Here is a 7,239-nt window from a genome sequence, read left to right as displayed (position 1 = left end):
CCCCGTCGCCGGTGACGATGCGGATGGAGGCGCGCTGTTCGGGGGTCAGCGTTTGGAAGAACAGGTCGAACACGTCCCTGCCGTACCCGTCGTGCGCCCATATCACCCGATGCCGTTCGTGGTCGACGACGACGGTGATGTACGTGTGGCCTTTGCGGTAGCTGGTCTCGTCCACGCCGATCGACGTGAGGCCGTCGAACGGCGACGGCATCGACGCCCTGAGACGCCCGGCGACCCTGCGTGCGATGTCGCCGGCCGTCCTCCACGCCACGTGCAGGAAGCCGCTGACCGTCTTCTGGTTCGCGACGGTCATCAGCCACGCGCACTCCGCCTCGAAATCCCGGGTGAACCGGCTGCCCGGCTCCGCCCAAGGCACCTGGGCGACCACGACCCCGCATTCCGGGCAGTCCACGCGGGGCATCGCGGCGACCAGCTCGACCCTGAAGCAGCCGAAGTCCTGACCACGCCAGCGACGTACGCCGCCGCCTTGGTCGTAGCCGTGCCGGCGTCTGCCGCATCGGGAGCATCGGAGCATGCCCCTGCGTGGGCGTACCCGGATCTCGAGCACGGGTTCGGGACGCAGCGGCGAGTCCGTGATTCTCGCGTCCTCGACCACCGCGCCTTTGACGTTCAGCAATCTGGTGAATAAGCTTTTGCTCAGGCGTTCTTCGTGATTCATTTCTTTGGTCGGAAAACAGAATACGCGGGAACGCCCCTTACGCTTACGGAATCAACGGCTCAACGACGAACTGGCTCAACGACGAACCGACACCCACGAAAACAGCAATAGCGCCCCTTTTTATATATGCATCGAGCGGCATCGCCCCCTACCCAGGAACTGTCCGCCGCTATCCTGCCGGTTTTCCCTGACGATGAGTGTCAACGGAGACCGTTGCATGTCGGGCTCCTTGATCGTCATCAGAGGAGGCCGTCGTGGATTTGTTGAATCAGGTGCTTCAGTTATTCGTCAGGTTCGCCACTATCGGCGGCGGACTGTGGCTGGTGTGGGGTGCCGTCACATTCGGTGGCGGTCTGAAGGATCACAACGGGCCGCAGACGCAATCGGGACTGTGGCAGATCGTGGGTGGAGGCATGATCATCGCGGCCGCGCAGATTTTCAACGCGGTGGCGCTGGGCTGAGCTGATTCGGGGCCTGCCGTGGAGGACTTCATCGTAGCCATGCTCAACATGATCGGCGGCGGAGGTGCCGGTTCGATTACGGCCGGGCTGTTGTCTCAGGCGCCGGAGACGTGGAATCCCGCTCTTTACCAGTTGGCGGTGAACGTGCATGGAGCCGCGGTCAAGCCTTTGACATCGGCGGTGCTTGCGGTCATGTTCACGTTGGAGCTGGCGCGTAACTCGACGCGCATCGAGTCGGACCGTGATCTGGGTGTGAAGATCGTGGCCGGCACCATGTTCAAGATCGCGTTGGTGTTCATCGCTGTGCAGAACGCCAGTCTATTCATTCGGATGTTTAATCAGGTCACGCAGTTCCTCATGCAGGGTGTGTCTTCTCAGATGTCGTATGAGGCGACAGGCGACGGCGGTCAGCTGGGTGATCTGATGCGTGACCAGATTCGCGATGCCGGGGTGATGGGGCAGGCGGCGTTGTTCTTTCTGCTGGTGATCCCGTGGCTGTTGTCCCAGTTGGCGTCGGTGGTGTTCACGGTGGTGCTGTATGTGCGGTTCATCGAATTGTATGCGTTGACGGCGTTCCAGTCGTTGCCGTTCGCGTTTCTGGTGCATGAGGACACCAAGCCGATCGGCGTGGGTTTCTTCAAGTCGTATGCTCGCACGTCGGTGAATGCGGTGTGCGTGTTCATATGTCTGGTGTTCTATCAGCGGATCGTGGTCGATGCCGTGAAGATCCCGGATTCCGCGGACGAGGGCATGGTGGCGTGGGTGACGGGCAACTTCGGCAATCTCATGATGGCGGGCATCCTGCTGTTTTTTGTGATCGCGGTGAGTCAGCGTGTCAGTCGGGCCATAGCCGGCGGCGAGTAGCCGCCTACCACAACCGGGGCCAATCAGGGAAAGGATTCATTCATGTTGCAGATGCGCGTATATAAGGAGATCGCCAATGTTGAGGCGAAGGTGATGTGGGGGCTGAGCTGGCGCCAACTGGCGGCCGCCGCGTGCATGCTCGTTCTGGGCGGAGGTGAGGCGGCGTTGTTCTGGTCGTTGGGACTGTCCGATCTGGGGTCGTATCTGCTGTTTGCGGTTTGCCTGCCGTTCGCGCTGTGGGGTTGGTGGCGTCCGAAGGGGCTGAAGCCGGAACGGTATCTGGGATACATGCTGCGCCAGCGTTTCGGGCCGAAGGTCTATTTGCTTGAATCCTATGTTCCCGCGAGGTTTCCCGGCAAACCGTCGTTGAGGGAGAAGACCCGTAGACGAATCAAGGGAAGGAAGGCACGTCGTCATGTCTGACATCAGTGGCAGCAAGGCGGTCAAAGGCAACGGTAAGCGACATGGAAAGGCCGGGAACAGGCGGTCCGGGAATCGTCGCATGCCTCGTTCGTCGAAGGAGCTGCTTGGCTATGATTCGATGCTGTCCAATGGCATCGTGTTCCTCGGCGGCGACCGGTGGAGCGTGTCGCTGCGGATCAGCGACATCAATTATCAGGTCGCGACCCAGGATCAGCAGCTGGATGTCGTGGACCGGTGGGGGCGTTTCCTGAATTCGATCGGTGAGAACATGGGAGTCCAGATCACGGTCGCCACGCGCATGCTGGATCCCGAGGAGGTGACGCGCAGTATCGCCATGCCGCTTCGGAGCGATGCGTTGGATGGACTGCGCGGGGACTTCAACCGCAATGTGCGTCGGCGTCTCGCCGGCCGTTCGCAGGGCGCGGTGACGGACAAGTATCTGACGTTGACGTTGCGTGAGCGGGACGGGGAGCGTGCGGTCACGCTGCTGAACCGTGCCGCGTTGCGTGCCACGGCGCAGCTGCGGTCGGTGGGCGGCTGCGTCGGTGTCCGCTTGGATCGGCAGTCGCGTCTGGCGGTGCTGCACGGGATGCTGCGGCACGGTGTCCGGTTCTCGTTCACCGAGGATGGTTTCCTGAAATCGCATGGCATGTCCACGAAGGATTATGTGGCCCCGTTCGCCGTGGACGTGTCGGATCGCCGTCGGCTCCGGTTGAGCTCGGGCACCACGGAAGTATGGCATCAGTGTCTTTTGGTGCGTGATTTCCCGGATTATCTGAGCGATCAGCTGGTGTCGTCCATCACGGACATCAAGGCGGACATCACGGTCGGCATCCATCTGTCCCCGCGGGGTAAGGCCGAGGGGTTGAAGCTCGTGAACCGGACGATCGCCGAAATGGATATGCAGGCCATCGACGAGCGGCGCAAGAACCGCAAACAGCATCTACCCGAGGACATGCTGCCTCATGAGCTGCAGGAATCCATGACTCAGGCGGGTGAGCTGCGTGATGATCTGGAGCATAACGGCGACCGGCTGGTGGATTCCCTGATGATTGTGGACGTGTCTGCGGACAGCCGCGAGCAACTGGATCAGACGGTTCGTGACGTGACAGCTGCGATCGATGGGCAGTCCTGTGTGGCCGAGACCTTGGCCTACATGCAGGTGGAAGGACTGAACGCCGTGCTGCCGTTGGGTAATTCTTTGCCGCCGATGCGTCGCACGTTGACCACATCGAGCGCGGCGATTCTGGTGCCGTTCACGTCGCAGGAACTGTTCGAGCCGGGCGGGGTGTTCCATGGGGCGAACGCCCGCACCGGCAATCCCGTGGTCATCGACCGTACGAAAGGCATGAACGGCAACGGATTCGTTTTGGGTACGACCGGTTCGGGCAAGAGCCAGGCGGCGAAGAACGAGATAACCCAGATCTATCTGACCCGTCCGGACGATGATCTGATCGTCATCGACCCGGAACGTGAGTTCACGCCGTTGTGCACCGGTCTTGGCGGCGAGCGAGTCGAGATCGGGGAATCGTCTCGCGCGCATATCAACGCTTTGGATATCGAGTATGAGGATGATTCCGAGGGTGATCCGATCCGGTCGAAATGTGCGAGCGTGCTGAACATGCTCGGCGTGCTGATCGGCGGACAGGACGGCATCGACCGCATGCAGCGCAGTCTGATCGACCGTACGGTCATCGGCATGTATCGCGAGGTGCGGGAGCATCCAGAACTGGGCATGCCCACGCTCGTCACCCTGCATGACCGTCTCGCGGCTTTGAATGAGCCAGGTGCCCGTGATGCGGCACGAGCATTGGAGATCTACGCGACCGGCAGTCTGAACGCCTTCGCCCATGCCACCGATGTGAATACGTCCAGCCGGTTCCTGGTCTATGACGTTTCCGGTCTGGGAGCGGAGTTGCGCACATTCGGTATGCTCGTCGTTCTGGATCAGATTTGGAACCGGGTCGTCAGGAATCGCCGTCTCGGCCGGCGCACCTGGCTGTGGGTGGACGAGTTCCATCTGCTGTTCTCGAACCGGTATGCGGCCGAATACTTCCTGCGCCTGTACAAGCGCGCCCGTAAATGGGGTTTGTGCCCCACCGGCATTACGCAGAACATCGAGGAGCTGCTGGCCAACCAGGATGCGCGTCTGATGCTCGCGAACAGCGACTTCCTGTTGCTGCTGAACCAGACCGCCACGGATGCCGACGCCTTGTGCGAGCTGCTGAAGCTGTCCGATGAGCAGCGGGCGTTCTTCACCGGGGTGCAGCCCGGTCAGGGCATGGCCAAGAGCGGCACTGCGTTCATACCGTTCGATGGGCGTATCGATGCCGATAGTCTGCTTTACCGGTTGTATACCACGAAATTCGAGGATCGGAAGCCCGAATGAGACCCGTCACCTCCGACTCATTCCACGCCACGCGCAATCTCGTTCGGCCGAACGGCATGATTCATGGTTTGAAAGTCCGTCATGTTAATGGACTCTTCCATGGCCCAGTGTTGGCCGGGCTGAAACAGCCACGAACCACCATCAGGAACAATCAATCCGAAGTATCGCGCCCGACCGGCATAACAACCGTCAGCGTTTTGGAACGTGGTGTGAAGGCGACACGGTCCGTGCTTGAATCGCAATCGGCACAGACGGATACCAGAGAGGACGACGACTTGTTGTCACCAATGGTTCCCGCAAGTCGGATACGCGACGGCGTGACCGGCATTATTCGCACAAGACATGCCGCAAGAGGTTCAACGGCACGTGCCGTGGCAGGAAGAACGGCTTCGGCTCGCGCCAAACGTGCGAGACATTCCGGCAAGACCGTACGATCGGGTGTCCAGGGGGCCAAATCCGCTGCCAGAGCTTCGACGCAGGTTGCACGACAGGTCACACAGGCGGTTTCTCGGACTATGACGGCGGTGAAGGCCGGTGTCGCGGCATCGGCATCAGCTGCGGTCAGCATTCCATTTCTATTGGGCACGGCGGCGGTGCTGATGGTCTTCAGCCTGCTGCTGTGGTTCATACCCACCGTTGCCGTCGGAGATGACGGAGGTTGCGAGGCCAGTGTGATCGAGGTCCCGGACGAGGCGAAGCCATGGGTAAGCGAGGCGGCCCGATCGAGCGGATTGAGCGCGGATTTCATCGCGGCGATCATGAAGCAGGAATCCGGTTTCCGACCGGATGCGTATGCCGACGACAGCAACGGCGGAACATGGGGATTGCTGCAGATGAACAGGAGCGTATGGCGCGGCGTGCATCCCGAAGGTGCCGATCAGACACCACCTGAAGGCATCACCGAGCCCATGGTCCACGCCCATTACGGCGGCATGTATCTGAAAAACCGCTTGGAAGGCGTCAAACAGCTCAAGGCCAAGCACCCGGGCATGCCGTTCGCCGAACTTGACGACCTGACGGCTTTGGTCATCGCCCATAACGCGGGCGAAGGCAACCTCATGAGGTACCCGGATATTCCCAACATCACCAAACGGTATCTCGACAACGTGAAGCCGGCGATTGATGCGGGAGGCGGCTGTTCGGCCACGGCAGGACGAACCATCGGCAAGCTCACGCCACCGTTGGTCATGCAGTCTGGCACGCTGAACGTGGATGTGGCGGCGACCGGCACGCCCGTGGGCAAGATCACCACCTATGAGACCGGCCAATGCACATGGTGGGCGGCCGCTCGCCGATTGCAGATCGGCAAACCGGTGGACGGATACATGGGCGACGGCTGGATGTGGGCGTCAAGCGCCAGAAAATTCGGATATCCAACGGGCGGCGGCATACAGCTCGGTGACGTGGCAAGCTTCGCCAAAGGCTATCTCGGCGCAAGCGCCGATTATGGACACGTCGCCATCGTCGAGGAAATCAAGGACGACGGAAGCATTGTTGTCAGCGAATCCGGCGGCGGCCTCCCATACGCATGGCTCAGGACCCTTACCAAAGAGCAGGCCAACAATCCCAGCATCACTTACATCCACTAATCCTGAGGGAAAGAAGGAATCATGCGTCGCATCAATTCCAAACTTGATTCGTACGAGCTTGCCGATTTGATGAGTGATTCTGACAACTGGGATCTTCTTGCGCAAATCCACGATCATCCCAGTACATGGCCGGAACTCGGCCAGTGGGCTGCGCATGCCATCGCACACCCCGAAACCGCTGGGGCCCCACCGGAACCGCTGCCAGACAGAAAACCCAAACATCGGCTGCTGCCCATCACACCCATCATCGACGATGAGCTGCCTCGCGATATACGGAACAACAGCACTCCCGTATCCAAGCCTGACAAACGGACGGGAACGACGATAGACACACCAATTAGGGTCGGGGAACATGTCGAGGATGATGTGTCCTTGGCGGAATTATCGGCTGACGACGCGGATGAGGTAGCCGTTCATCGGCATATCCCCTTTACCCGCATCGCCGGCATTATGCTCGCTCTGGTCACCGTAACGGGATTAGCCACAGGCCTTGTCATGGCGAAGAGGAACTACGACCATCGGGAAGCGCTCACGTCATGCAATCACGCAATCGAGCAATCTGACATAGTGAGGATTGAATGGGACAAGGCATTGAAACAGGCGGAACCATATGCGAAGCTCCAGGATAAAGACGTGCAGGATCCCAAATCTTTGGAACTGCTCGGCAAAATCAGGGGCTTCTGCTGTTTTCGTGGGTTAGGTTCTTGGTTGGGGTAGGTGTATGTCGAGTCCGCCGCATCGGAGCATGACGAGGGCGATGAGGTTGTTCACGTTGTGGAAGCCGTAGGCCATGCGGATGGTGACTTTGATCCTGTTGTTGAACGCCTCGAGCCT

At 60.2% G+C, this 7,239-nt stretch carries 8 protein-coding genes; 6 read left to right on the top strand and 2 right to left on the bottom strand.

The genetic code is table 11. From position 1 onward, the window contains the following. The coding region (locus AC1AYR_RS11640; RefSeq protein ID WP_476555179.1) for a helix-turn-helix domain-containing protein at positions 1–679 on the bottom strand (679 nt) is incomplete at its 3' end. Positions 680–933: 254 nt separating this feature from the next. Between AC1AYR_RS11640 and AC1AYR_RS11635 the strand changes: the two genes are divergently transcribed. The 6 genes from AC1AYR_RS11635 (at position 934) to AC1AYR_RS11610 (ending at position 7,122) form a co-directional block, all read left to right on the top strand. Then, entirely contained in the window at positions 934–1,140 is a 207-nt protein-coding gene (locus AC1AYR_RS11635; protein WP_025263185.1) for a hypothetical protein, read from the top strand. Positions 1,141–1,158: 18 nt separating this feature from the next. After that, positions 1,159–2,004, top strand: a complete 846-nt coding sequence (locus AC1AYR_RS11630) for a VirB6/TrbL-like conjugal transfer protein, CD1112 family (RefSeq protein ID WP_163232862.1) — start codon at positions 1,159–1,161, stop codon at positions 2,002–2,004. A gap of 42 nt (positions 2,005–2,046) precedes the next feature. After that, positions 2,047–2,427: a PrgI family protein gene (locus AC1AYR_RS11625; protein WP_163232860.1), complete on the top strand. Its 381-nt coding sequence runs from the start codon at positions 2,047–2,049 to the stop codon at positions 2,425–2,427. Continuing rightward, complete coding sequence (locus AC1AYR_RS11620) at positions 2,420–4,816, top strand: VirB4-like conjugal transfer ATPase, CD1110 family (RefSeq protein WP_241514025.1); 2,397 nt, start codon at positions 2,420–2,422, stop codon at positions 4,814–4,816. The genes AC1AYR_RS11625 and AC1AYR_RS11620 overlap by 8 nt, the downstream gene beginning before the upstream one ends. A 515-nt stretch (positions 4,817–5,331) precedes the next feature. Continuing rightward, a complete protein-coding gene (locus AC1AYR_RS11615; protein ID WP_236023787.1) occupies positions 5,332–6,405 on the top strand; it encodes a CHAP domain-containing protein in 1,074 nt (357 codons plus the stop codon). A 21-nt stretch (positions 6,406–6,426) separates the two neighbouring features. Then, complete coding sequence (locus AC1AYR_RS11610) at positions 6,427–7,122, top strand: hypothetical protein (RefSeq protein ID WP_476512690.1); 696 nt, start codon at positions 6,427–6,429, stop codon at positions 7,120–7,122. On the opposite strand, the gene AC1AYR_RS11605 is transcribed toward AC1AYR_RS11610, so the two are convergent. Next, complete coding sequence (locus AC1AYR_RS11605) at positions 7,102–7,203, bottom strand: hypothetical protein (RefSeq protein ID WP_476512625.1); 102 nt, start codon at positions 7,201–7,203, stop codon at positions 7,102–7,104. The two genes, AC1AYR_RS11610 and AC1AYR_RS11605, sit on opposite strands and share 21 nt — an antisense overlap. Between the last annotated feature and the right edge of the window lie 36 nt (positions 7,204–7,239).

It is taken from the genome of Bifidobacterium sp. LH_417 (assembly GCF_056357035.1).
Note: the sequence above shows the minus strand (reverse complement) of the source record. Positions and strands in the feature narration are given on the sequence as shown.

What these genes read in the sequence shown, in the direction of transcription:
- AC1AYR_RS11625 (WP_163232860.1), top strand. Translation starts at nt 2,047, where the DNA reads ATGTTGCAGATGCGCGTATATAAGGAGATCGCCAATGTTGAGGCGAAG.
- AC1AYR_RS11620 (WP_241514025.1), top strand. Translation starts at nt 2,420, where the DNA reads ATGTCTGACATCAGTGGCAGCAAGGCGGTCAAAGGCAACGGTAAGCGA.
- AC1AYR_RS11615 (WP_236023787.1), top strand. Translation starts at nt 5,332, where the DNA reads ATGACGGCGGTGAAGGCCGGTGTCGCGGCATCGGCATCAGCTGCGGTC.
- AC1AYR_RS11610 (WP_476512690.1), top strand. Translation starts at nt 6,427, where the DNA reads ATGCGTCGCATCAATTCCAAACTTGATTCGTACGAGCTTGCCGATTTG.